The sequence below is a fragment of the Hyphobacterium vulgare genome (assembly GCF_042643335.1).
GTDB classification, from domain to species: domain Bacteria; phylum Pseudomonadota; class Alphaproteobacteria; order Caulobacterales; family Maricaulaceae; genus Hyphobacterium; species Hyphobacterium vulgare.
Genome location: NZ_JBHRSV010000016.1, coordinates 158,716 through 182,183, shown reverse-complemented (window position 1 = coordinate 182,183; position 23,468 = coordinate 158,716). Strand labels below are relative to the sequence as shown.

The 23,468-nt window shown below is 65.9% G+C and carries 23 protein-coding genes; 11 read left to right on the top strand and 12 right to left on the bottom strand.

Annotated features, from left to right (window positions below; genetic code table 11):
- The first annotated feature begins 77 nt into the window (after window positions 1-77).
- From polA to ACFOOR_RS09045, 3 genes are read left to right on the top strand one after another with little or no spacing between them, the layout of a single operon-like run.
- Window positions 78-2,864 carry a DNA polymerase I gene (polA, locus tag ACFOOR_RS09055; protein WP_343164566.1) on the top strand — a complete coding sequence of 929 codons (2,787 nt, stop codon included), beginning with the start codon at window positions 78-80 and terminating at the stop codon, window positions 2,862-2,864.
- Window positions 2,865-2,880: 16 nt separating this feature from the next.
- Window positions 2,881-3,651, top strand: a complete 771-nt coding sequence (locus tag ACFOOR_RS09050; RefSeq protein ID WP_343164565.1) for a hypothetical protein — start codon at window positions 2,881-2,883, stop codon at window positions 3,649-3,651.
- On the top strand, window positions 3,648-4,814 hold the full coding sequence (locus tag ACFOOR_RS09045) for a glycosyltransferase (RefSeq protein WP_343164564.1): 1,167 nt from the start codon (window positions 3,648-3,650) through the stop codon (window positions 4,812-4,814). The genes ACFOOR_RS09050 and ACFOOR_RS09045 overlap by 4 nt, the downstream gene beginning before the upstream one ends.
- A gap of 125 nt (window positions 4,815-4,939) precedes the next feature.
- Here ACFOOR_RS09045 and rimM read toward each other — a convergent pair whose 3' ends face one another.
- From rimM to ACFOOR_RS09020, 5 genes are all read right to left on the bottom strand, one after another.
- The gene (gene rimM, locus ACFOOR_RS09040) at window positions 4,940-5,440 is read right to left on the bottom strand and encodes a ribosome maturation factor RimM (RefSeq protein ID WP_343164563.1); all 501 of its coding nucleotides are present in this window, start codon (window positions 5,438-5,440) and stop codon (window positions 4,940-4,942) included.
- 152 nt (window positions 5,441-5,592) lie between these two features.
- Complete coding sequence (gene rpsP / locus ACFOOR_RS09035; protein WP_343164562.1) at window positions 5,593-6,087, bottom strand: 30S ribosomal protein S16; 495 nt, start codon at window positions 6,085-6,087, stop codon at window positions 5,593-5,595.
- 1 nt (window position 6,088) lies between these two features.
- Window positions 6,089-6,544: a hypothetical protein gene (locus tag ACFOOR_RS09030; protein WP_343164561.1), complete on the bottom strand. Its 456-nt coding sequence runs from the start codon at window positions 6,542-6,544 to the stop codon at window positions 6,089-6,091.
- Window positions 6,541-8,064: a signal recognition particle protein gene (gene ffh, locus ACFOOR_RS09025; RefSeq protein WP_343164560.1), complete on the bottom strand. Its 1,524-nt coding sequence runs from the start codon at window positions 8,062-8,064 to the stop codon at window positions 6,541-6,543. The genes ACFOOR_RS09030 and ffh overlap by 4 nt, the downstream gene beginning before the upstream one ends.
- Before the next feature lie 173 nt (window positions 8,065-8,237).
- On the bottom strand, window positions 8,238-8,870 hold the full coding sequence (locus tag ACFOOR_RS09020) for an NYN domain-containing protein (RefSeq protein WP_343164559.1): 633 nt from the start codon (window positions 8,868-8,870) through the stop codon (window positions 8,238-8,240).
- A 128-nt stretch (window positions 8,871-8,998) separates the two neighbouring features.
- On the opposite strand from ACFOOR_RS09020, the gene ACFOOR_RS09015 reads away from it, so the two are divergent.
- On the top strand, window positions 8,999-10,006 hold the full coding sequence (locus tag ACFOOR_RS09015; RefSeq protein ID WP_343164558.1) for a succinylglutamate desuccinylase/aspartoacylase domain-containing protein: 1,008 nt from the start codon (window positions 8,999-9,001) through the stop codon (window positions 10,004-10,006).
- On the opposite strand, the gene ACFOOR_RS09010 is transcribed toward ACFOOR_RS09015, so the two are convergent.
- The 6 genes from ACFOOR_RS09010 to ACFOOR_RS08985 form a co-directional block, all read right to left on the bottom strand.
- Window positions 9,973-10,140 carry a hypothetical protein gene (locus tag ACFOOR_RS09010; protein ID WP_343164557.1) on the bottom strand — a complete coding sequence of 56 codons (168 nt, stop codon included), beginning with the start codon at window positions 10,138-10,140 and terminating at the stop codon, window positions 9,973-9,975. The genes ACFOOR_RS09015 and ACFOOR_RS09010 overlap by 34 nt on opposite strands.
- A 24-nt stretch (window positions 10,141-10,164) precedes the next feature.
- Window positions 10,165-10,497, bottom strand: a complete 333-nt coding sequence (locus tag ACFOOR_RS09005) for a hypothetical protein (protein ID WP_343164556.1) — start codon at window positions 10,495-10,497, stop codon at window positions 10,165-10,167.
- A gap of 192 nt (window positions 10,498-10,689) precedes the next feature.
- Window positions 10,690-11,970, bottom strand: a complete 1,281-nt coding sequence (locus tag ACFOOR_RS09000; protein ID WP_343164555.1) for a dicarboxylate/amino acid:cation symporter — start codon at window positions 11,968-11,970, stop codon at window positions 10,690-10,692.
- Window positions 11,971-12,068: 98 nt separating this feature from the next.
- Complete coding sequence (locus ACFOOR_RS08995; protein ID WP_343164554.1) at window positions 12,069-12,329, bottom strand: hypothetical protein; 261 nt, start codon at window positions 12,327-12,329, stop codon at window positions 12,069-12,071.
- A gap of 224 nt (window positions 12,330-12,553) precedes the next feature.
- Window positions 12,554-13,078, bottom strand: coding sequence for a carboxymuconolactone decarboxylase family protein (locus ACFOOR_RS08990; protein ID WP_343164553.1), 525 nt, complete (start codon window positions 13,076-13,078; stop codon window positions 12,554-12,556).
- A 156-nt stretch (window positions 13,079-13,234) separates the two neighbouring features.
- Entirely contained in the window at window positions 13,235-13,786 is a 552-nt protein-coding gene (locus ACFOOR_RS08985) for a peroxiredoxin (RefSeq protein WP_343164552.1), read from the bottom strand.
- 151 nt (window positions 13,787-13,937) lie between these two features.
- Between ACFOOR_RS08985 and ACFOOR_RS08980 the strand changes: the two genes are divergently transcribed.
- Window positions 13,938-14,837 carry a hydrogen peroxide-inducible genes activator gene (locus tag ACFOOR_RS08980; protein ID WP_343164551.1) on the top strand — a complete coding sequence of 300 codons (900 nt, stop codon included), beginning with the start codon at window positions 13,938-13,940 and terminating at the stop codon, window positions 14,835-14,837.
- A 111-nt stretch (window positions 14,838-14,948) separates the two neighbouring features.
- Here ACFOOR_RS08980 and ACFOOR_RS08975 read toward each other — a convergent pair whose 3' ends face one another.
- A complete protein-coding gene (locus tag ACFOOR_RS08975; RefSeq protein ID WP_343164550.1) occupies window positions 14,949-17,171 on the bottom strand; it encodes a prolyl oligopeptidase family serine peptidase in 2,223 nt (740 codons plus the stop codon).
- An 86-nt stretch (window positions 17,172-17,257) separates the two neighbouring features.
- On the opposite strand from ACFOOR_RS08975, the gene dapF reads away from it, so the two are divergent.
- The 6 genes from dapF to ACFOOR_RS08945 are packed head-to-tail and all read left to right on the top strand — an operon-like array spanning window position 17,258 to window position 23,401.
- The gene (gene dapF, locus ACFOOR_RS08970) at window positions 17,258-18,067 is read left to right on the top strand and encodes a diaminopimelate epimerase (protein WP_343164549.1); all 810 of its coding nucleotides are present in this window, start codon (window positions 17,258-17,260) and stop codon (window positions 18,065-18,067) included.
- Between the two features lie 60 nt (window positions 18,068-18,127).
- Window positions 18,128-19,606: a TrkH family potassium uptake protein gene (locus ACFOOR_RS08965; protein ID WP_343164548.1), complete on the top strand. Its 1,479-nt coding sequence runs from the start codon at window positions 18,128-18,130 to the stop codon at window positions 19,604-19,606.
- 35 nt (window positions 19,607-19,641) lie between these two features.
- Window positions 19,642-20,952 (top strand): tRNA (N(6)-L-threonylcarbamoyladenosine(37)-C(2))-methylthiotransferase MtaB, encoded by a 1,311-nt coding sequence (gene mtaB, locus ACFOOR_RS08960; RefSeq protein WP_343164547.1) that lies wholly within the window; start codon window positions 19,642-19,644, stop codon window positions 20,950-20,952.
- On the top strand, window positions 20,949-21,887 hold the full coding sequence (ftsY, locus tag ACFOOR_RS08955) for a signal recognition particle-docking protein FtsY (RefSeq protein WP_343164546.1): 939 nt from the start codon (window positions 20,949-20,951) through the stop codon (window positions 21,885-21,887). Before mtaB ends, ftsY begins: the two co-directional genes overlap by 4 nt.
- Complete coding sequence (locus ACFOOR_RS08950) at window positions 21,884-22,729, top strand: DMT family transporter (protein WP_343164635.1); 846 nt, start codon at window positions 21,884-21,886, stop codon at window positions 22,727-22,729. The genes ftsY and ACFOOR_RS08950 overlap by 4 nt, the downstream gene beginning before the upstream one ends.
- Before the next feature lie 21 nt (window positions 22,730-22,750).
- A complete protein-coding gene (locus ACFOOR_RS08945; RefSeq protein ID WP_343164545.1) occupies window positions 22,751-23,401 on the top strand; it encodes an inner membrane-spanning protein YciB in 651 nt (216 codons plus the stop codon).
- Window positions 23,402-23,468 lie beyond the last annotated feature (67 nt).

Here is a 23,468-nt window from a genome sequence, read left to right as displayed (position 1 = left end):
GCCGCGGCGATTGCCCCCACGCCTCCCCCCGCCTAGCTTGCGTCGAACCGCAAAGACGAATTCCCGAAGGACCGAACATGGCCGTGCAGCGCAAGCTCGACAGCGATTCGCATCTCTATCTGATCGACGGGTCGGGCTATATCTTCCGCGCCTATCACGCCCTGCCCCCACTGACCCGGTCGGACGGGACGCCGGTCGGGGCGGTGCAGGGCTTCTGCAATATGCTGTGGAAGCTGCTGGAAGACCTCAAAGGCGAGGACCAGCCGAGCCATCTGGCCGTGATCTTCGATCATTCCGGCAAGTCCTTCCGCAACGATCTCTACGACCAGTACAAGGCCAATCGCCCGCCCGCGCCGGAAGACCTGGTGCCGCAATTCCCGCTGATCCGCGACGCGACGCGCGCCTTCGGCGTGCCGTGTGTGGAGCTGGAGAATTACGAGGCCGACGATCTGATCGCGACCTATACGCGCCAGGCCCGCGAGGCCGGGGCGCGGGTCACCATCGTGTCGTCCGACAAGGATCTGATGCAGCTGATCGAGGACGGTCAGGTCACGCTGTTCGACACGATGAAGAACAAGCGCATCGACTCCGAAGGCGTGCGCGAGAAGTTCGGCGTCACGCCCGACAAGGTGATCGAGGTGCAGGCGCTGATCGGCGACAGCGTCGACAACGTCCCTGGCGTGCCCGGGATCGGGCCGAAGACGGCGGCGGAGCTGATCGAGACCTATGGCGATCTGGAAACGCTGCTGGCCCACGCGGAAGAGATCAAACAGCCCAAGCGCCGGGAAAACCTGATCGCCTTCGCCGAGGCGGCGCGCCTGTCGAAGACGCTCGTCATCCTGAAACAGGATTGCGACCTGCCCGAACCGATGGAGGCGTTCGGCACGGCGGACCCGGACGCAGAGACGCTGACCGATTTCCTGAAATCGATGGAATTCCGCACGCTGACGCGCCGCGTCGAGGAGACGCTGGGCGCGCCGGTATCCGACGAGACGGGCAGCGCGACCGCACCGATCGACCGCTCGGCCTATGCCTGCGTCACCACGATGGCGGACCTCGAAGCGTGGATCGCAGAGGCGCAGTCGGCCGGGGTGATCGCGGTTGATACCGAGACCGACGCGCTGTCGGCCTGCGGCGCGAATCTCGTCGGCGTGTCGCTGGCGACCGCGCCGGGCCGGGCCTGCTACATCCCGCTGGCGCATGTCCACCCGGACGAGGGCGATCTGCTGGGCGGCGGCGCGGCGCCGGAACAGATCGCGCGCGAAGACGCGCTCGCGGCGCTGAAGCCGCTCCTGCAGGACCCGTCCGTCCTTAAAGTCGGGCAGAATCTGAAATACGATCTCGCCGTGTTGTCGCGCTACGGCGTGGATGTGCGCCCCTATGACGACACGATGCTGATCTCCTACGTCATGGAATCGGGCCTGCACGGCCATGGAATGGACGAGCTTTCCGAGCTGCATCTCGGTCACAAGCCGCTGAGCTTCAAGGATGTCTGCGGCTCGGGCGCGAAGCAGATCAGCTTCGACCGGGTGCCACTGGATAAGGCGACGGAATACGCCGCCGAGGACGCGGACGTGACGCTGCGGCTGCATGAAATCCTGAAACCCGCGCTCGGTCCGCGCGGCAAGCTGACCGTCTACGAGACGTTGGAACGCCCGCTGCCGCGCGTGCTGGCCGACATGGAACTGGCCGGCGTGAAGGTCGACCCGCAGCGCCTGTCGCGCCTGTCGGGCGAGTTCGCGCAGAAGATGGCCGAGCACGAGGACGAGGCCTACCGGATTGCGGGCCGGTCGTTCAACATTTCCAGCCCGAAGCAGATCGGTGAAATCCTGTTCGGCGAGATGGGCCTTCCCGGGGGAAAGAAGACGCAGGGCGGGGCCTGGTCGACCGATGTGTCGGTGATGGAGAAGCTGGCGGCGGAGGGCCATGAGCTGCCCGGCGCGATTCTCGGCTACCGCACCTATGCGAAGCTGAAATCGACCTATGCCGACGCGCTGAAGGCTGCGATCAATTCGTCGACGGGGCGGGTGCACACCTCCTTCTCGCTGGCCTCGACCTCGACCGGGCGGCTGGCCTCGACCGACCCCAATCTGATGAACATCCCGATCCGCACCGAGGAGGGCCGCAAGATTCGCGAAGCCTTCATCGCGGAGCCGGGCAATGTGCTGGTTTCCGCCGACTATTCGCAGATCGAGCTGCGCCTGCTGGCGCATATCGCCGACGTGCCGGAGCTGAAGAAGGCGTTCCGCGACGGGCTCGACATCCACGCCATGACGGCATCGGAAATGTTCGGTGTGCCGATCGAGGGCATGGACCCGATGGTCCGCCGCCGCGCCAAGGCGATCAATTTCGGCATCATCTACGGCATTTCCGCCTTCGGCCTCGCCGCCAATCTCTCGATCGGCCGGGATGAGGCGAAGGAGTTCATCGAACGGTATTTCGAGAAATTCCCCGGCGTCGCCGACTACATGGAGGCGAAGAAGGCCGAGGTGCGTGATCGCGGCTTCGTCGAGACCATTTTCGGCCGCCGCGTCCATCTGCCGGGGATCAAGGACAAGAATCCGAACATGCGCCAGTTCGCCGAGCGCCAGGCGATCAATGCGCCGATCCAGGGTTCGGCCGCCGACGTCATCCGCCGCGCCATGATCCGCCTGCCCGGCGCGATCGAGGCGAAGGGGCTGAACGCCCGCATGCTGCTCCAGGTGCATGACGAGCTGGTGTTCGAAGTGCCGGAGGGCGAGGCCCCGGCGCTGATCGCGCTCGCCAAGGCCGTGATGGAGACCGCCGCTCGCCCGGCGCTGGAAATCTCCGTCCCGCTGACGGTCGAGGCTGCCTCCGGCCACCATTGGGGCGAGGCGCACTGACCGGAAGGGCGAGTTCATGCAGCCGTCGAATGCCCCCCTGGCCATCTTTGCCCATCCCGGCCATGAATTGCGCATCCTGCATGCGCTCGGCGACCTGAAGGCGTCCTGCCTCTATCTCACCGATGCGTCGGGCTCGACCGGCGTTTCGCGAATCCCGCTGACGACGGACCTCCTCGCCGAGGCGGGATTGCCGGATCGAGTCCCGTTTCCATTCATCCCGGATGCGGCGCTCTATGCCGCGCTTCTGAACCGGGACAATGCGGTGATCGACGAGCTGCGCCGTGACCTGACGGCCCATGTGACGCGCCTGCTCCCGGCCTTCCTGATCACGGATTCCGCGGAAGGCTACAATCCGGCCCACGATTTCTGCCATTTCATGGCATTGGAACTGGGCCATGCGCTCGGGATCGAGGTCTATGACATCGCGCTCGATGGCGATCCGGGGGATTTCGGCTCCGCAAAGCCGGAGGATTGCCGCGTCTGGTCGCTCGACGGCGCGGCGCTGGCGCGCAAGCTGGCCTTCGTCCGCCAATACGCTGCACTCGCCGGAACAATGCTCGCGGAAGAAACCGGTCACTTGCTGGCGCTTTATGGTGAACAGGCGCAGGCGGACGAGATTCTCCGGCCCGCGCCGGGCTGGGACGCCTATGACGCGCGGTGGACGAGCGAGGCTCCCTTCTTCGAGCGCCATGGCCTGAAACGGGTGCGCGAGGGCAAGTACAGAACGGCGCTGTCGTATCGCGATCATCTCCGCCCCGTGCTGGCCGGAATGATGGTCCCGGCATGAGAATCCTGATCACCAATCACGGGCTCGACGCTCGCGCCGGAACGGAACTCTATGTGCGCGATCTGGCGCTTGGCCTCAAAGCCGCCGGGCATGCGCCGGTCTGCTTTGCCCCGGTCCTGGGCGAAGTGGCCGCGGAGATCAGCGCAGCGGGGATCGCGGTCACGGACACGCTCGAAGGGTTCGACGCGCCGGACATTCTGCACGGCCATCACCACCATACGACGGCGCTGGCCTGCCTTGCCTTCCCGGCGACGCCGGCGCTGTTCGTTTGCCACGGCGTCCTGCCCTGGCAGGAAGCGCCGCTGGCGCGGTTTTCCAACATCCGCCGCTACGCCGCGGTCAGCGAAGCCTGCCGCCGGAAACTGCTGGACGCGGGTATTCCCGCGGATCAGATCGTGATGCGTCTGAACGGCTTCGACGCGGCGCGGTTCAATCGGGGAGAGCCGGCGGCGAATGATGCGGACCGGAAGACGCGAGCGCTGCTGTTCTCGAACATCGCCCAGCCGGTTGACCTGCTGCCCTTTCGCGCGGCCTGTGCCGCCCACGGCATGCGGCTCGACCACGCCGGCCGGGCCGGGAAAGTCCTCGGAGCACCGGAAGAGGAACTGCCCCGCTACGGTCTGGCTTTTGCCAAGGGGCGCGCTGCGATCGAGGCGATGGCGTCGGGCTGCGCCGTCATGCTCGCCGACTATGGCCGGATCGGCCCGCTGGTCACCACGGCGAATTTCGGCGCCTTGCGGTCGGAGAATTTCGGCATCGCCGTGATCAACGACCCGCCTGACCAGGGGGTGCTTCAAGCAGCGATCGCCGCGCTCGACTGGGACGATGCGGCCCGGGTCTCGGCGCGGGTCCGCGAAGAGGCACCCTTCACGAACACGGTGGCGGACTATCTCGGCGACTATGCGGCGATACTGGAAGACGGTCCCGCCGATGCGTCGGGGATCGCGGACGAGGCCCGCGCCTATCTGTCCGCCATCCTGCCCCATCTCAGCGAGCGCGATGCGCTGGCCGGAAAGCTCTATCAAGAGACGGCGACGCGGCTCGACCGCGACCGCGAGCTTGCCGCCCTGATCGTGCGGGCGAAGGACGACCCGTCGGCCATGAAGGACCTGCTGGAGCGAGCGCGCTGGCTCGACCCGTCGAACCCGGATTTACAGGGTTAGATTCGAGATAACCCCCTCACCCTGACGCGCGTCCCTTTCAGGGCCGTACGTCTTTCCCTCTCCCTCAAGGGAGAGGGAGGGGACCCGGCCTGAGCCGAAGGCGAAGGTTGGGGAGGGTGAGGGGTCTATTCCTCCGCGTCTTGCACGCGGATGACGCAGCGGCCGGCATCGAGGTCGATCTCCGGCACCGCATCGCGGGTGAAGGGGTGGAAGAAGACCCCGTCCGGGCCGTCGATTTCGATCAGGGCCCCCGCCCCGAAATCGGGCACGGCGACGATCCGGCCCATCGGCGTTCCGTTCGTATCAAGGACGGAGAGGCCGATCAGGTCGGCGTGGTAGAATTCGTCTTCCTCGGGTTCGGGCAGGGCCGAGCGCGGGACGTAGAGAAGCGTGCCCTTCATCGCGTCCAGCGCCTCGCGCTGGAAGGTTTCCTCGAAGGTGACGATGAATTCGTTTTTGCCTGGCCGCCAGCGTTTCGGCGTCAGCAATGGCTTGCCCGCCGCGTCCCGCCAGGGGCGGTAGGCGAAGCAGCTTTCGGGGTTCTCGGTGAAGCTGAGGACGCGCGCCTCCCCCTTCACGCCGTGGGCGCCTTTCAGGGCGGCGATGCAGACGAGCGGGTCGGTCATTGGGCCTGTCTTCCCTCCTCCCCCTTCATGGGGGAGGTGCCCCGGACGTGTTCCGGGGCGGAGGGGGTGGCGGTTTATACGCTCACCCCACCCGGCGCTTCGCGCCACCCTCCCCATCAAGGGGAGGGAGGGCGTTGCCTATCTGGAAGGCCTCAGCCTTCCTTCTTGTCTTCGTCGGCAGCGGCTTCGGCCGGAGCCTCCTCAGCAGCGGCTTCTTCGACCGGGGTCTCTTCGGCGGCGGCTTCCTCAGCCGGGGCTTCTTCCTCGGCCGGGGCTTTCATGGCTTCCTCGGCGGCGGCCTTCAGCTCGGCTTCCTTCTCGGCCTTCTCGGCGGCGCGTTCCTGCGCCTTCTGGCCGGGCTTGCCCTTGTTCGGATTGTTGCTGTTTTCCCAGGCGAAGGTCTCGCCATCGAGCTGGGCAAGGAAACGGGCGACGCGGTCGGTCGGGCGGGCGCCCTTCCTGTACCATTCGCGGGCCTTCTCGATGTCGATCTTCACGCGCTCGCCGTCCTTCGGGAGCATCGGGTTGTAGGTGCCGATCTTCTCGATGAAGCGGCCATCGCGCGGATAGCGGCTGTCGGCGATCACGACGGAGAAGAAGGGACGCTTCTTCGCGCCGCCACGGGCGAGACGGATTTTCAGTGCCATGTCAGTTCAGTCCTTGGGCTTGGGGCGTTTGAGTTGAGAGATAAGAAATTCGGTTCGAGTCACAGGTGTCGAGGGAAGGAGTGTCGACATCTCCCTCCATTGGCGTTCCGTCATCTTCCATGAGGCGGAAGACGAATTGGGTTTCGACGCCGACGCGGGTTTCGGGCGCTGCGGTGTAGCGCCACGCGGCCATCGCATCGCGCGAAGCATTGATGAATTGCTGGGCCACGTAATCGGCCGCGCTCGACGGCAGATCGGCGGGCGCGGTCGTTCCGCACGCCACGCAGATATTCTCCGCCCGGCCCTGCGGGGTCACGTCGAAGCGGGCGCGGCAATTGGCCTGTATACCGAATTGCGCGCCAACAGCCGGATACATCGGCTCCTGCCGTTCGATGGGTTGCGGTCCATCTTCGGCCGCCTGAACCATCAGCGCGAGTATCAGCGCGGGCAGGATCATTTCTTGCCCCAGCCGATCGGCAGGCCGTCTGGCCCGAGCGGCGGCGTGCCGCCACCGGGCAGGCCAGGAAGCGTGTTGGTCGAGCCCGAACCGGGAAGACCGGGCAGGCCGCCGCCCTGTCCGCCCTTGCCGCCGCCGCGCATGCGCTCGATCAGTTCCGGGTTCGGGCCGCCGCCCGGCGGCGTCAGGCCGCCCATCAGGCCTTTCGGGCCCTTCTTGCCGACCTTCTTCATCATGTCCGCCATCTGGCGGTGCATCTTCAAAAGGCGGTTCACGTCCTGAACCTCGACGCCGGCACCCGCCGCGATGCGGCGCTTGCGCGAGGCCTTGAGGAGGTCGGGCTTGCGGCGCTCCTCCCGCGTCATGGAGGAGATGATCGCGCCCTGGCGCTTCAGCATCCTGTCGTCGAGACCGGCGGCGGCCATCTGGCCCTGCGCCGCCTTGTTCATGCCCGGCAGGAAGCCCATGATGCCGGCCAGGCCGCCCATCTTCTGCATCTGGGCGAACTGGTCGGCCATGTCCTCGAGGTCGAACTTGCCCTTCGCCATCTTCCTGGCGAGGCGTTCAGCCTTTTCCTTGTCAACGTCTTCCGCCGCGCGCTCGACCAGCGAGACGATGTCGCCGCGCCCGAGGATGCGTCCGGCCATGCGGGACGCGTCGAACACGTCGAGCCCGTCGACCTTTTCCGAGACGCCGACGAATTTCACCGGCAGGCCGGTGACATGGCGCATGGAGAGCGCCGCACCGCCGCGCCCGTCGCCGTCCATCCGCGTCAGGACGAGGCCGGTCAGCGGCAGGCGTTCGTTGAAGCGCCGCGCGGTCTCCACCGCGTCCTGGCCGGTCAGCGCGTCGGCGACCAGAAGCGTCTCGCGCGGGCGGGCGACGTCGGAGATCGCCTTCGCCTCGGCCATCAGCTCCTCGTCGATCGAGGTGCGGCCGGCGGTGTCGAGGATGACGACGTCATAGCCCTGCAGCCGGCCGGCATTCATCGCGCGGCGGGCAATCTCGACGGCGGTCTGGCCCGGCACAATGGGCAGGAAGCCGGCCTCGGCCTGTGCGGCCATCTGCTGCAGCTGTTCCATCGCGGCGGGGCGGCGCGTGTCGAGCGAGGCGAGAAGAACCTTCTTCTTCTCGGTCTTCTGGATGCGGCGCGCCAGCTTGGCGGCGGTGGTGGTCTTGCCCGAACCCTGCAGACCGGCCATCAGGATGGCGACAGGCGGCTCGCCCTCGAGCGACAGGCCTTCCGGTTCACCGGGTCCGCCCAGCAAATCGACCAGCGCGTCATGGACGATCTTGACGACCTGCTGGCCCGGCGCGACGGCCTTGATGACGTCCTCGCCGATGGCGCGCTCGCGCACCTTCGTCACGAAGTCCTTGACCACCGGCAGGGCGACGTCGGCCTCGAGCAGCGCGACGCGGATCTCGCGCAGCGCCGCGTCGACGTCCTTCTCCGACAGGATGCCGCGGCCCGTCAGGCTATCGAAGGCTTTTGAAAGCCGTTCTGTCAGCGCGTCGAACATGCGACCCCGGTCAAGTTGCCCATCGCGCAATGGCTATCGCACCCCGGTGGGCGAAAACTTCGCTGACCGGGGGACCTCGCCAGCCTCGTCGGGCTGGTCAAGGCAAGCGATGACGCTTGCGCTGTAGGCGGCGGGACATACGCGCGCGGGGCGGGGGAGTCAAGGAAATGCGCTTAGCCGGCCGTCCATTCCAGTGGACGACGGAGCAAATGCCCGTTCCGGCCGAGAACCGACTCAGGCAGTTGCGCGGAGGCAAGCCGCGAGGGCGTTGCATGACGGACAAAGGACGAAACGCTTTTGAGACGCTTGCCCGGAAGCTTTCCATCCAGCCAGACAAGACCAACCGTCTTCTGAAGATGATCGCGCGTCAGCCGCATCGGTTCACACAGATCGGTATCCTGGGAGACAACGAGCGCGACATCGTATCGATCGCTGAACCCATCATGGAGAAGATACGATGCCAGATTGACGTCAGACCCCTTCTCCTCGGTATCAAATACTTCGACGTATCGTTCAGGCTCGGCAACCAATGGCCTGACTTTTGTTTTCGACAGGAATCGGCCGTAGTGGAATTTAACTTCAGGCAGGGTGGCGAGCGCACTCAGATAGATCTGTTGACGCCGGGGGGCATCGGGGTCACCTGCTCTCGGGCTTATTCGAGCCGTGAAATATCGAAGCAAGACGATATCGTCATCGTCACCAAGCAGGCTTCTGGCGAGCTTGACCGGGTCCAACCATTTATGAGCGGACCCTTTGAGCGCCCTGTAATAAAGGTTGAACCCGTCGACATAGACAGCAACCCGCATCGCGACCCCCGGAAACCGCAAAGGCCGCCCAGATTACTCCGGTGCGGCCTTTGAGCTGACGGCACGCCGTCAGCGGGTATGGGCAATATATAAGTAACTCATTCTTACGAATCAACCTTAGGCATCCCTTGTCGGCCATATCTGTCTTCGACCGCCTCACCGCCCTGCCCGACCTCAACGGCGTCACCGGCCGGACGATACGGTCGGTGTTTCCGCGCCCGGCGCTGATCCAGCTCGACGGCCGCCGCCCCGAGCCGGTCTTCATCGCCGTGATGCAGCACGGCGACGAGACGGTGGGGCTCGATGTGCTGAAGCGGCTGAAGGCCTGGATGGAATCCCATCCCCTGCCGCGCACGCTGTGGGTTTTCGTCGGCAATGTCGAAGCGGCGGAAGCCGGCGTGCGGCGGCTGTCGGCCGACACCGACTTCAACCGGCTGTGGGCCGGCGGGACCACGCCGCTGCATGCGATGGCGGAGACGATCAAGGCGGAGCTGGCGGCCGCCAGACCCTTTGCGGCGATCGACTTTCACAACAATACCGGAGCCAATCCGCATTACACGCTGGTGCACGGGCTCGGGCCCGAGGACCGGCATCTCGCCAGCCTGTTCTCGCCCAACGCCATATTGACGCTGACCCCGCCGGCGATGATGTCGCTGGCGATGCGGCCGCTCTGTCCCTCGGTCACCGCAGAATGCGGCCAGGCCCGGGACGCGCAGGGCGGCGAGGCCGGCTTCGACTTCCTGATGGCGGTCCTGCATCTCGATCACTGGCATTCGGAGGAGGACCGGGCGCTCAGGCTCTACGAGATCACCGGCCGGGTCGAAGTGGCCCCGGACGTGGAGATCAGTTTCGAGGCGGGGACGGACGCTGATCTGGAATTGCCGGCGAATCTGGAGAAGTGGAATTTCTTTGAACGGCCGGCCGGCAGTGTGTTTGCGAGATTGCCGAACGGGCGTTGTCCGCTGTCGGTCATCGACGAGACCGGACGGGACCTGACGGATCGCTTTCTGACCATCGAAGGCGACCGGGTTGTGCTGAAGCGCGATGTCACGCCGGTGATGCTGACGACCTCGGTCCGCGCGATCCGCGATGATTGCCTGTGCTATCTGATGGAGAAGCCGGAAGCGCGCAGCTGACGCCGCCGCGCATTGTCCCAGGCGACGAGGGTGCCGGCCAGCATTGCGAACGGGACCGCACCCGGACCGAGAAACAGCCAGAGCCCGGCCCCGGCAATAAGGGCCGTCAGCGCGAAGTCACGCAGAACACGCATCCGCAAAGTCTGACGATTTCGGCCCTAGGCGCCAGCGGTATTGCCGCGCCGGGCGTCCCGCAGGGCCCGGACAATGCGCGGCAGGTGGATGGCGAACCAGATCCCGGTCCAGACATTGCCGAGCACGGGCAGGGGCAGGATCCAGAGAATGGCGACGAGCTTGTTGTCGTGACTGAACCAGATGATCAGGGCGGCGAACAGGAAGCCGATATAGAGATCGGCCAGCGTCACCACGCCCCAGGGATCCGACAACAGCACCGCGCCGAAGCCCATGAAGTCACCCGCGCCGGCCGCCCAGATGATCAGGGCGGCCAGAACGAGCGCAGCCACGAAGGGGAGGAGTTGGAGAATTTTCATGGCCACGATCCCTGAACAGCGCTCACACCCGATACGTTCCCCTGACCGCTGCGGATCAATGCCGCGCGGACCGACATTGAAAAACCGGCCGCGAACGCGGCAACACGTCGGTCTTCCTTCATGTCGGGCGGAATTTCTGATCAGCCGGGATCGCGAACCCGGCACTGCCGCACCCGCGACCGATTCCTGGCGTCACACCGTGGCCGGGGCGCGGAAGGTCTCCTCGTCCAGCTCGCCTTCCCATTTCGCGACCGTGACCGCGACCGCGGCGTCGCCGGTGACGTTGACCACGGTGCGGGCCATGTCCATCACCCGGTCGACCGGCAGGATGAAGCCGACGATCAGCGCGGTATGTTCCGGCGTCACCCCGAACGTGTCGAGCACGATGGCCAGAAGGAAGAGCGAGGCGGACGGGATGCCGGCAGCCCCGATCGACACGATCGCCGCGGTCAGCGCGATGAGGAGATAGTTGAGCGCGGTCAGCTCATAGCCGAAGGCCTGGGCGGTGAAGAGCGCCAGAATGCCGAGATAGAGCGCGGTGCCGTCCATGTTGATGGTGGCGCCGAGCGGCAGGACCGACCCGGAAACGGACCGCTTCACGCCGAGATTCTCGGTCACGTTCGTGATGGTGACCGGTAGCGTCGCCGAGCTGGACGAGGTCGAGAAGGCGACTGCCTGCGCGTCCGTGATGCCGCGGAAGAAGCGGATCAGCGGCAGCCGCAGCACAATCCGGATCAGGCCGCCATAGATCAGGATCATGTGGGTCAGCAGTCCGAGATAGACCGCCAGGATGAGCCAGCCGATCGAGGCGAAGGCCTCCAGCCCGTAGGCCGCCGTGGTATAGGCGATCAGCGCGAACACGCCGAACGGGGCGACTTCCATCACGATGTGGGTGACCTTGAGCACCACGTCCGAGGCGCTGTCGAAGAATTTCCCGACGACTTCGCCCTTTTCGCGCGCCATCAGGATGCCGACACCGAAGAGAATGGCGAAGAAGATGATGGCAAGCACGTCGGCATCGGCGAGCGCGGCGACGGGATTGTCCGGGACCACGCCCATCAGGCGTTCGACGATGGATGGTGCCTCGGTGCTGGTCGGCACCGCCTCGGCAGCACTCACCGTTTCGAACGCCCCTTCGCCGGGGCGCATGATCGTGCCGAAAAACAGGCCGATCAGGTTCGCGAAAAAGGTGGTCACGAGGTAGAGAATGATCGTCTTGGCGCCCAGGGAGCCAAGCTTTGCCGGTTCGCGCATCGCCACGACACCGGCGACCAGTGTCGTGAAGATCAGCGGCACGACCATCATCCGGATCAGGCGGATGAAGAGATCACCGACCGGCTGGACATAGGCGTGCAGCCAGGCGGCCGCAGCTTGCTGCCCCATGAGCTGTGTCATCAGGAGACCAAACGCGATGCCGAGGATGAGGGCACCGAGGACACGCTTCCACAGCGTGACGCCAAACCACCAATTCATGGATATCGCCCTCCCCGGCGCACAGGATCGTCGCCGTCACACTAAGGTGTGAAGGTGGCGCGTCAATCAGCGGAGGAAGATGGCGACCGGTGCGACCGTCAGGCTGCGCTGCGATCCTTGCCGGTGGTCAGCTTGATCGCCAGCACACGCAGGGAGAGCCCCGTCCAGACCACGCCGACGAGGAGGAGCAGGACGGCGATGCCGCCCACCGCCTCGATCCGGCCCAGCACCAGCGATGCGATCACCAGGACCACGGCTCCGAGCAGGCTGGAAAGCACACGCGACCAGCTGAAATCAGGATAATGCTCGGCATCGCGGCACGTATTCGACGAGAAGAAACGCCGCGAATCCGCTGCCACCCCGGTGTCGTGTCCGTGGCGATGAGGCAGGTGGGCTGCGTTATGGGCGTTGTTGAGCGATCTCATAATTAGTGACTATACGGACATTTTACAGAACTGTCAAAATTCTGTCGCACACGATTTTTGACGCGGCGAAACAGAGTGTTGCCGCAAAGAAAATGGGGCCCCGCAGGGCCCCATACACAAAATGTTGTGGTGATAAACGGCGTTCAGCCGTACGCATTTCAGGCCGCTTCGGCCCGTTTCACGGCCGCGACCGCATTCACGACGCTGGCGATCCGGACCACGGCCTGGACCTGTTCGGCGGTGACGCCGTGCTTGCGGACCTCGGCTTCGTGGCTCTCGATGCACATGCCGCAGCCATTGATGGCCGAGACGGCAAGCGACCAGAGCTCGAAGTCGGCCTTGTCGACGCCCGGATTGGCGAGCGCATTCATGCGCAGCTTGGCGGGAAGCTGCTTGTAGTCCGCCGACTTCACGAGGTGCAGGAAGCGGTAATAGACATTGTTCATGCCCATGATGGCGGAAGCGGCCTTCGCCGCGGTCAGGGCCTCGGGTGACAGCTTGGCCTCGGCCTCGGCGGCCAGCGCCTTCAGGGTTTCCGCTTCACCGGTCGCGTGGGCGGCAGCCAGAAAGGTGCCCCACTTGGTCTGGTCAGCCAGCACCGTCTCGCGGGCGAGGCTCGACAGGTTCAGCTTCAAATCCTTGGCGTAGTCGGGAAGGCTGTCTTTCAGCGTGTCCAGGCTCATGGCGCACTCCATCGTGTCCGCGCGGCGGGCGCGCGAAGCTTCGGGTTCCGATTGTCCGGGAAGGCGTCGCACCGGAACGAGCCGGCGTGCTTGGAGGGCAAGTCAGGACGGGGGATCCCGCCAGCACCGCCCCGGTGCGATCATGTCAGACGGCGATCAGGCCGCCAGCGTTTCGCCGCCAACCTGACGGTTGCACGGGCACAGTTCGTCGGTCTGCAGCGCGTCGAGGACGCGCAGCGTGTCTTCCGGGTTCCGGCCGACATTCAGATTGGTCACGTAAACGTGCTGGATGGTGCCTTCCGGATCGACGATGAAGGTCGCGCGCAGCGGCACGCCCTCGTCGGAACGGATGCCCAGCGCGTCGATCAGCGAGCCGGTGGTGTCGGCGAAATTCCAGATCGGCAGGCTGTTCAGGTCCTTGTGATCGCGGCGCCAGGCCAGCTTGCAGAATTCGTTGTCGGCCGAACCACCGAGCACGACGGCGTCGCGGTCTTCGAATTCGCCCGCGAGGTCGGCAAAGGCCTTGATCTCGGTCGGGCACACGAAGGTGAAGTCCTTCGGGTAGAAGAAGATGATCTTCCACTTGCCCTCGAACGAGGATTCGGTGATCGGCTCAAACGCCGACTCGCCGTTTTCCTCGTGGTGGTTGAATTTCGGCTTCACGCCGGTGACTTCAAATGCGGGAAGCTTCTCGCCAACGCCCAGCATGGGATTCTCCTCTTGATTTCGCAGCGAAACGCGGCACGCCGGACATCAGTGGGAGGGTCTGGCGGCCGCACTCTCGACGCTGATATGTTCGCAATCGCAACATTTATCCAATGAATTGTTTTTTGTGCCGGTATAGTTATATTCGATACCCATGAGCGCGACGCTTCCGACCCTCCGCCAACTCTCCTTCCTGCTGGCCCTGGCCGAGCATGGCAGTTTCTCCCGTGCCGCCGAGGCCAGCTTCGTGACGCAGCCGACCCTGTCGGCCGCGATCAAGGAGCTGGAAGGCATTCTGGGCGTGATCCTGGTCGAACGCGGGGCGCGGGGCGCGACGCTGACCCCGGCCGGCGAAGTCGCCGCGGAACGCGCGCGCAAGGCGCTGACCGAGGCTGAAGACCTGGTCCAGGCCGCGCGCGCGGCGGGCGAGCCGCTGACCGGCGCCTTCCGGCTCGGCGTGATCCCGACGATTGCACCCTTCCTCCTGCCGCAGGTCGTTCCGGCGCTGCGCAAACGCTTCCCGAAACTGGAGCTTTTCCTGCGCGAGGATCTGACCGGGCGGCTGTATGACGCGCTGAAGGACCGGCGGCTGGATGCGGCGCTCATCGCGCTGCCCTATGAGGGCACGGCGATCGAGACCGTTTCGGTGGGGCCGGACGAATTCTTCTTCGCCGCACCGCATGACCACAGGCTGGCGGCGCGCAAGACCGTCACCCTTTCGGATGTGGCGGGCGAAAAGCTCCTGCTGCTCGAGGACGGGCATTGCCTGCGCGATCACGCGGTCAGCGTCTGTGCCGATTCCTCGGTGCGCAATGATTTCGCAGCGACCAGCCTGCACACGCTGGCGCAGATGGTGCGCTCGGGCCTCGGCGTGACCCTGCTGCCCAGTCTCGCGGTCGAGGGCGGGCTGACCGAAGGCCTCGACCTGTCGGTGATCCCGTTCGACCCGCCGATCGTCGGCCGGGAGATCGGCGTCGCCTGGCGCAAGGGGTCGGCCCGCGAAGCCGAGGCGCGTATGATCGCCCAGGCGATCGGGGCATTGGTGAAGGACTAGAGGACTGACTTCCCCCTCCCCTCAAGGGGGAGGGCCAAACGCCCGCAGATACAATGAAAACGGGCGCCGGATGTCTCCAGCGCCCGTTTCGGTTCCGCTGTCAGGCGGGGATCAGTCCGCCGAGCCTTCCGGCGCGGTCTCGTCCATCAGCTTCTGCGTCAGGAAGACGTAGAGCATGGCGTCCCGCCGGGCGAGTTCGGGCAGGTTCGCCGCCGCCGAGTGACCGCCCTCGATGTTCTCGTAATAGAGATAGGGGTGACCGGTCTCCGACAGGAGGTGGGCGAATTTCCGCGCATGGCCCGGATGGACCCGGTCGTCCGCGGTCGAGGTGAAGAGGTAGATCTCCGGATAATCCCCGTTCGCATCGACATTGTGATAGGGCGAGATCGACTGCAGGAAGGCGCCCTCGTCCGGGTTGGACGGCGAGCCGTATTCCCCGACCCAGCTGGCGCCGGCCAGCAGGCGGTCGAAGCGCAGCATGTCGAGCAGCGGCACGGCCGAGACGACCGCATTCCACAGGTCCGGGCGCTGGGTGTACATCACGCCGGTCAGGAGACCGCCATTCGACCCGCCATAGACGCCGAGATGGCGCGGGCTGGTCAGGCCGGTGTCGATCATGTCCTCGGCCACGGCAATCAGATCGTCATAGATGCGCTGACGGTTCATCGTCAGGCCGGCCTGGTGCCAGGCCGGGCCGAATTCGCCGCCGCCGCGAATATTGGCGACGACATAGGCACCGCCGCGATCCAGCCAGAGGCGGCCGCGTACGCCGGAATAGCTCGGCGTGATCGAGACCTGGAAACCGCCATAGGCGTAGAGCAGGGTCGGCGTCGTGCCGTCCATCACCGTGTCTTCGCGGCGCACCACGAAATACGGGATCATCGTGCCGTCGGGCGATTGCGCCTCGCGCTGCTCGACGACGAGACCCTCGGTGTCGAACCGCTCCGGCGTCGACTTCAGCGGTGAGGTCGTGCGCTCAGCGACATTCACCCGGTAGAGCGAATCCGGCGTCAGGAAGCCCTGGGCGTTGAGGAAGGCGACGTCATGGTCCGGGCCGGTGCCGGTCAGGCCCAGCGTCATGTTGGCCGGGGTCTCGACGTCTTCGCGGGTCCAGCCATCCCCGCCATGGGTGAAGGCCGACAGGCCGCCCACGACATTGGCATCAATCTGGACCAGAAGCGCCGAGGCCGTCGCGCCGACGCCGCCGATGGATTCACGCTCGCCGGCGATGAAGACGGTCTCGACGGCGATCTCGCCGGTGTCGAGCCAGTTCTGGTAGCCGAAGGACAGGAGCGCGCCCTGCGGGAAGGTCTCCCCGGCGCCGTCCGGCGACCATTCCTCTTCGATGGTGAAGACCAGCTGGCCGTCATAGAGCGACTGGATCGAGGATTTCGCCGGCAGCGGCAGCTGCACCGGGTCGCGGCCTTCCGGCAGCGCCCACCAGGTGGTGTCGTAGAAGGTGTTGGCTTCGGACACCATCATGTGGTGCGCGCCGCCCGTGCCTTCGGTGCGGAAGGCCCAGACACCGACATCACTGGTGTCGCCGCGCAGCACTTCGACGGCGTCTTCCAGCGGCGTGCCGCGTTCCCAGCGGCGCACGATGTAGGGATAGCCCGACTCGGTGGAGGTTTCCGGGCTGGTCGCCAGCATCACCAGGAGCGTGTCCTGATCGACCCAGGCGACGCCGCCCTTGGCTTCCGGCGTGACGAAGCCGTCTTCAACGAAGCTGCGGGTCTGCATGTCGAATTCCCGGCGATGCGCGGCATCACGGCCGCCATCGGACAGGGTGATCATGCAGCGCAGGTTTTCCGGCGACAGGCAGTCGGCGCCGCGCCAGACCCAGTTGATGCCCTCTTCCTCGGACAGGGCGTCGAGGTCGAGGATGACCTCCCATTCCGGGCTGTCGGTCTCGTAGCTCTCAAGCGTCGCGCGGCGCCACAGGCCGTGCGTGTTGGCGGCGTCCTGCCAGAAATTGTAGATGTGGCCGTCACGATAGGACCCGTAGGGGATGCGGTCCTCGCTCTGATAGATTTCCAGCGCCTGCTGGTAGAATGCCTCGAAGCGCGGATCGTCCTGCAGACGCGCGAAGGTGCGCTCGTTCTGCGCTCGCGCCCAGTCCAGTGCCTGCTCTCCCTCGACCTCTTCGAGCCAGATGCGCGGATCGTTTTCCGGATCGATGGCAACGATGTCGCGTTCGGCGGTCTGGTTGTCGGTCATGCCGGTCTCGGCCTCGGTCGTTTCGGTCTCGTCGGCCTCGTTGGCGGTTTCGGTGGACGGGTTGCAGGCGGCGAGAAGCGCCGCGGCAGCAACCGACATCGCGATACGCAGTGTCATGTCATACTCCCCAGGACAAGCTGTCCGGGCCACACATAGCCTGAAGGGCGTTTGACGCAAAGCCGCGCCGGGATTACCGCTGCGTCATGAAAGGCCTTCTGATGAACGGGGCGGGCAACGCCTTCCTGCTCGCCGACATTCGCGGCGGCGGCGCGCAGGCGTTCACGCCGGAGCGGGCAAGGGCGCTCGCGGCGGCCCATCATCTCGACCAGATCCTGCTGATCGCCGGAAATGCGGACGCTCCCGTGATGCGCGTTGTGAACGCCGATGGCGGCGAGGTCGGGGCGTGCGGCAATGGTGCGCGCTGCGTCGGCTGGTATCTGATGCAGGCCGGCGGCATGGACACGGTGACGATGGGCTCGCTTGGCGGAGACCTGGTGGCCGAGACCGCCGGCGCGATGCGAGTCCGGGTCGATCTCGGCCCGGCGCGGACCGGCTGGCGCGAGATTCCGCTGGCGCGCGAAATGGACACGGTCACGCTGGAACTGGCGGTCGAGGCTCCCGGCCTGTCGCTGGCCGGACCCGGCGCGGTGTCGATGGGCAATCCGCATTGCGTCTTCTTCGTCACTGACGTGGACGCCGTGCCAGCCGAAACGATCGGACCGGTGCTGGAACACGACACGCTGTTTCCCGAACGCGCCAATATCGGCTTCGCGCAGGTGATCGCGCCCGACCGGATCCGTGTGCGGGTCTGGGAGCGCGGTGCAGGCCTCACCCGGGCCTGCGGCACCGGCGCGGCGGCCGCCGTCGTCGCCGGGCACCGCAAGGGGCTGACCGGACAGGCCGTCACGGTGGTCGCCGATGGCGGGGAATTGCAGGTGGAATGGCGAGCCGACGGCCATGTCACGCTGGAAGGCCCGGTCGCCGTGGACGGCGAAATCGCAATTCCGGTCTGACCCGGCTTTCTTGCGCCCGCCTGCCAGGAGGCGTAAAGCGCCCGGCCTGACGGACAAGTCATGGTCCGCCGCGAAGCCTTCGAGGGCATGTTGCGCGATTTCCGGGTCATCTTCCTGACCTCCGGCTGGCTGCTCGCAGGCATGTCCGTGCTGGCCCTGATGCATGCGATCGGGTCGAGCCTGGCGCGCGACAGCGAGGCCGGGGCCTTCTACGCGACGGCCGTGATCGGCTTCGTACCGGCTGCCGTGGCACTCGCGGCCGGCTGGGGCGCGAAGCCGGAGCTCCGGTTCCGGCAGGCGGTGGTGATCACGGTGATGGCCTGGTTCGGCCTGCCCATCTTCTGCGCCCTGCCCTTCATGCTCGGGACCTGGCAGCTGTCCTTCGTCGATGCGGTGTTCGAATCCGTGTCCGGACTGACCACGACGGGATCGACCGTCGTCTCCGGGCTCGATGACAGCCCGCCCTCGCTCCTCCTGTGGCGCTCGGTCCTGCAATGGATTGGCGGGGTCGGGATCATCGCCCTGTCGATCGCCATCCTGCCTTTCCTGAAAGTCGGCGGGATGCAGTTGTTCAAGATGGAATCCTCCGACACCTCGTCGGAGCGGCTGATCGCGCGGCCCAACCAGCTGGCGATCGCCATCGGCTCGATCTATCTCGGCCTGACCCTGGCCTGCATGATCGGCTACCGGATCAATGGCATGACCGGGTTCGAGGCGCTCAACCACGCGCTGACCACGGTCTCGACCGGCGGGTATTCGACCTCGGATTCCTCGCTCGGGCATTTCTCGACCGGCACGCACTGGGTCGCCATCGGTTTCATGGCGGCCGGCGCCCTGCCCTTCCTGGCCTATGTCCGGCTGACGCGTCAGAACATGCGCACGCATGGCACGGGAATGGGGCAGATCGGCCTGTTCTTCATGATCGTGGCGATGGCGGCCGGCCTGATGTTCGTTCTGCGGCTGATCGAGGACCAGTCCTTCGCGACCGCCCTGCGCGAGGCGCTGTTCAACGTGGTCTCGGTCATCACGACAACCGGGTATGCGACGGCCGACTACCAGCTCTGGGGGCCGTTCGCGATGGCGGTCTTCTTCTTCCTGACCTTCGTCGGCGGGTGCGCCGGTTCAACGTCGGGCGGGTTCAAGATGTTCCGCTTCGAGGTCCTCGCCAAAGCGCTGCTTCAGAATCTCAATCGCACCGCTCAACCGCATTCATTGTCGCCTGCGCGCATCAACGGCCAGCCGCTTGGTCCCGGCGACGTCGCCTCGGTGGCGCTGTTTTCCGCGGTCTATGTGGCGACATTCGCCATCGGGGCGCTGGTGCTGTCCGCGACGGGGCTCGACCTGATGACCTCGCTGTCGGGGTCGGCGACGGCGCTGGCCAATGTCGGCCCCGGCCTCGGTGCGATCATCGGCCCGGCCGGCAATTTCTCCGGCCTGCCGGATTCCACGAAGCTGGTGCTTGGCGCAATCATGGTGCTTGGCCGGCTGGAAGTGTTCACCGTCCTCGTCCTGTTCGTGCCGCGCTTCCACACGGCTTGACCTCACCCCCCCGCTCGCCCACTTAGTCCGGCTTCATGGCCACGCTGATCGAGAACAAGGCCCCGTCTGCGAACGCAGATGCGATGGCCGGCCCGGACATAAGGACCTTTGGCTGCCGGCTGAATGCCTGGGAGAGCGAGATCATGCGCGATCACGCCCGGGCGGCCGGCCTTGGCGAGGCAATCATCATCAACACCTGCGCGGTGACGAATGAGGCGGTGCGCCAGGCACGCCAGTCGATCCGACGCGCCCGCCGCGATCATCCCGACGCGTCGATCATCGTCACCGGCTGCGCCGCGCAGATCGAGCCGGAGCGCTTCGCGGCGATGCCGGAAGTCACGCGTGTCGTCGGCAACATGGAAAAGATGAAGGCCGAGACGTGGGAGGCCGTGGCACGCGGCGATGCGGCCCGCACCCTGGTCAACGACATCATGAGCGTGCGCGAGACGGCCGGCCATCTGGTCGACGGGCTGGACGGCCGGACCCGCGCCTATGTACAGGTGCAGACCGGGTGCGACCATCGCTGCACCTTCTGCATCATCCCCTATGGCCGCGGGAATTCCCGGTCCGTCCCGGACACGGAGATAACCGACCAGATCCGCCGCCTGGTGGATACCGGGCACCAGGAGATCGTGCTGACTGGCGTCGACCTGACGAGTTGGGGCGCGGATCTCGACGGCGAGCCGAAGCTGGGGCGTCTGGTGAAGGCGATCCTGAAGGATGTGCCGGACCTGCCGCGCCTCAGGCTGTCCTCGATCGATGCGATCGAGATCGATCCGGACCTGTTCGAGGCGGTGACGGGTGATGCGCGCATCGCGCCGCACCTTCACCTGTCGCTGCAGGCTGGCGACGACATGATCCTGAAGCGGATGAAGCGCCGCCATCTGCGCGATGACGCGATCCAGCTTTGCCAGTCGCTGAAGGCGGCGCGGCCGGACATCGCCTTCGGCGCGGACCTGATCGCCGGCTTCCCGACCGAGACCGAGGAGATGTTCGAGAACTCGATCAAACTGGTCGACGACTGCGATCTCGCCTATCTGCACGTCTTCCCGTTCAGCCCGCGCCCCGGCACGCCGGCCGCCCGCATGCCGTGGAGCGGCGGCGGCGTCGCGAAAGAACGCGCCGCGCGGCTGCGCGCCAAGGGCGACGCGGCGCTCGCCCGGCACCTTTCGGGCATGATCGGGTCAACGCAGGCCGCGCTGGTGGAACGGCCGGGTTTCGCGCGGGCGCCGAATTTCGCGGCGATCCGTTTCGATGAGCATTCCCCGGCGCGTGCCGGAGCGATTGTCGATCTGGTGATTTCCGGCCATGACGGGCAGGAACTGACCGGAGAGGTGAAGGCGTGAAGGAGGGCGAGAAAAAGCCGGGCTTCTTTTCCCGCCTGACGTCCGGCCTCCGTCGCTCCTCGGAGAAGCTGACCGAAAGCGTCAGCGCGGTGTTCACCAAGCGCAAGCTCGATGCCGCCGCGATCGAGGAACTGGAAGAGTTGCTCATCGCCGCCGATCTCGGACCGGCCGCCGCGATGCGAGTGACCGACCGGCTGGCCAGGGACCGGTTCGACAAGGACGTCACCGACGAAGAGGTAAAGGACGCGCTCGCCGCGACGATCGAGGAAACGCTGAAGCCGCTCGAAGCCCCGCTCGACTTCTCGTCTGGCCCCCGGCCGGAAATCGTCCTCTTCGTCGGGGTCAACGGCTCGGGCAAGACGACGACGCTGGGCAAGATCGCCGCGACCCTGACCCGCGCGGGCAAGAAAACGCTGCTGGTCGCGGGCGACACCTTCCGCGCGGCGGCCGTGGAACAGGTCTCGGTGTGGGGCGAGCGCGCCGGCGCGCCGGTGGAAAAGCGCGAGATCGGCGCGGATGCGGCGGGGCTCGCCTATGACGCCGTGTCCCGCGCGCAGCGCGACGGCTTCGACGTCGTGCTGATCGACACCGCCGGGCGGCTGCAGACCAAGACCGCGCTGATGGACGAGCTTCGCAAGATCGTCCGTGTGATCCGCAAGCTCGACGAGACGGCACCACACCGGGTCATTCTGGTGCTCGACGGGACGGTCGGGGCCAATGCGGTGTCGCAGGCGGAAGCCTTCCTCGAAGCCAGCCAAGTCACCGGCCTCGTCATGACCAAGCTCGACGGGACGGCGAAAGGCGGGGCGCTGGTGCAGGTCGCCGACAGATTCCAGTTGCCGGTTCACGCGATCGGCATCGGCGAAGGCATCGACGACCTTCAACCCTTCGATGCGCGGGCCTTTGCCCGCGCCCTGTCGGGCCTGGCCGGCTGAACGCGGCGGCGCTCGGCGCGCTGGCCATGCTGGGCTCTGCCGTGCTGCACGCCGGCATGGGGCTTCTGACGAAACAGTCCCAGGACCGTCTGGTCTTCCGCGCCCTGATGATGATGGCCGGCGCGCTGCTCTATTCCCCCGTCCTCATTCTGTTTCCGCCACCGCCCTGGGAGGCGTGGCGCTTCCTGCTGATCGGGGCGGGCCTGCATTTCGCCTTCCAGATGGCGATGATTTCCGCCTTCGAGCGCGGCAACATGAATCTGGTCTATCCGGTGATGCGCGGTGGTGCGCCGGCGCTCGCGGGGATCGCGGCCTTCGTGTTCCTCGGCGAGACGCTCAGCCCGATCCAGATCGCCGGTCTGTCACTGGCGACGGCGATGATCATCGGTTTTGCCTGGCCGGAGAAGGGACAGGCCCCGAAGGCCGCGGCCATCGCCTTTGCGCTGTGTGCGGCCAGTATGACGGCGCTCTATTCCGTAAACGATGCATCGGGCGTACGGGCGGCGCATTCCCCGCTCGTCTACGTCGCCTGGTTCTTCGTGGTGTCGTCCGTCCCGGTGACGGTGGTGTCCCTCGTCCGGCGCGGACGCCGATGGGCGGGGCTCGCGAAGGGCGAACTGCGGATGGCCGGGGTCGCGGCGCTGTTCGGCGCGGCGAGTTACGGCCTTGCGCTTTACGCCTTTTCGCTCGCAGACGTCGCGCCGATGGCGGCGATGCGGGAGACGTCGGTCGTGTTCGGTGCCATCCTCGCCGCGCTCGTGCTGAAGGAGCCTTTCGGCCTCAAGCGCACCGTGCTGGCAATCCTTTTGGCCGCCGGCCTCGTATTGCTACAGATTGGCTAGATCAGGATTCGGAGACGGGACATGAGCGAGACTTCCAGCAAGGCGGCGGGCCAGGGGGCACGCCTGCTGACAGATGTCGGGCCGGTGGCGCTCTTCATCCTGACCTATTTCCTGGGCCGGCGCGTGGTGGGCGAGGATGCCCTGTACTGGGCGACAGGCCTTTTCATCGTCGCCATGCTTGCCGCCCTTGCCTATGCGCGCACCGCGCACAAGCGCTGGCCGCCCATGCTTTTGCTGTCGGCGGTGATCGTCACGGTCATGGGCGGGCTCGGCATCCTCCTGAAGGATCCGATCTTCATCTATGTGAAGCCGACGATCGTGAACCTCTTCCTGTCCTATCTGATCCTGTTCAGCTTCGCCTTCGGCGTGAATATCTGGAAGTTTTTCTTCAAGGAGGTTTTCGACCTGCCGGACCGGGCCTGGACGATCCTGGCGATCCGCTGGGCGCTGTTCCTGCAATTCCTCGCCTTCCTCAACGAACTGATCTGGCGCCATATCTCGGACGGTGATGTCGCGGAAAGCGCACGCTGGTTCGCCGATTTTTCCGTCACCGAAGGCTTCTGGGTGAATTTCAAGCTCGTCATCATGGGGCTGACGCTGGTCTTCGGCCTGCTCAACATTCCGATCGTGATGAAGCATCAGACAACGGACGAAGCCGCCAAATCCGAATAAACAGGGGGTTCCTCCGTCCCCGGAACGTTGTCATTGAATTGAGACGCGCCTCGGCTAGACTGCATCG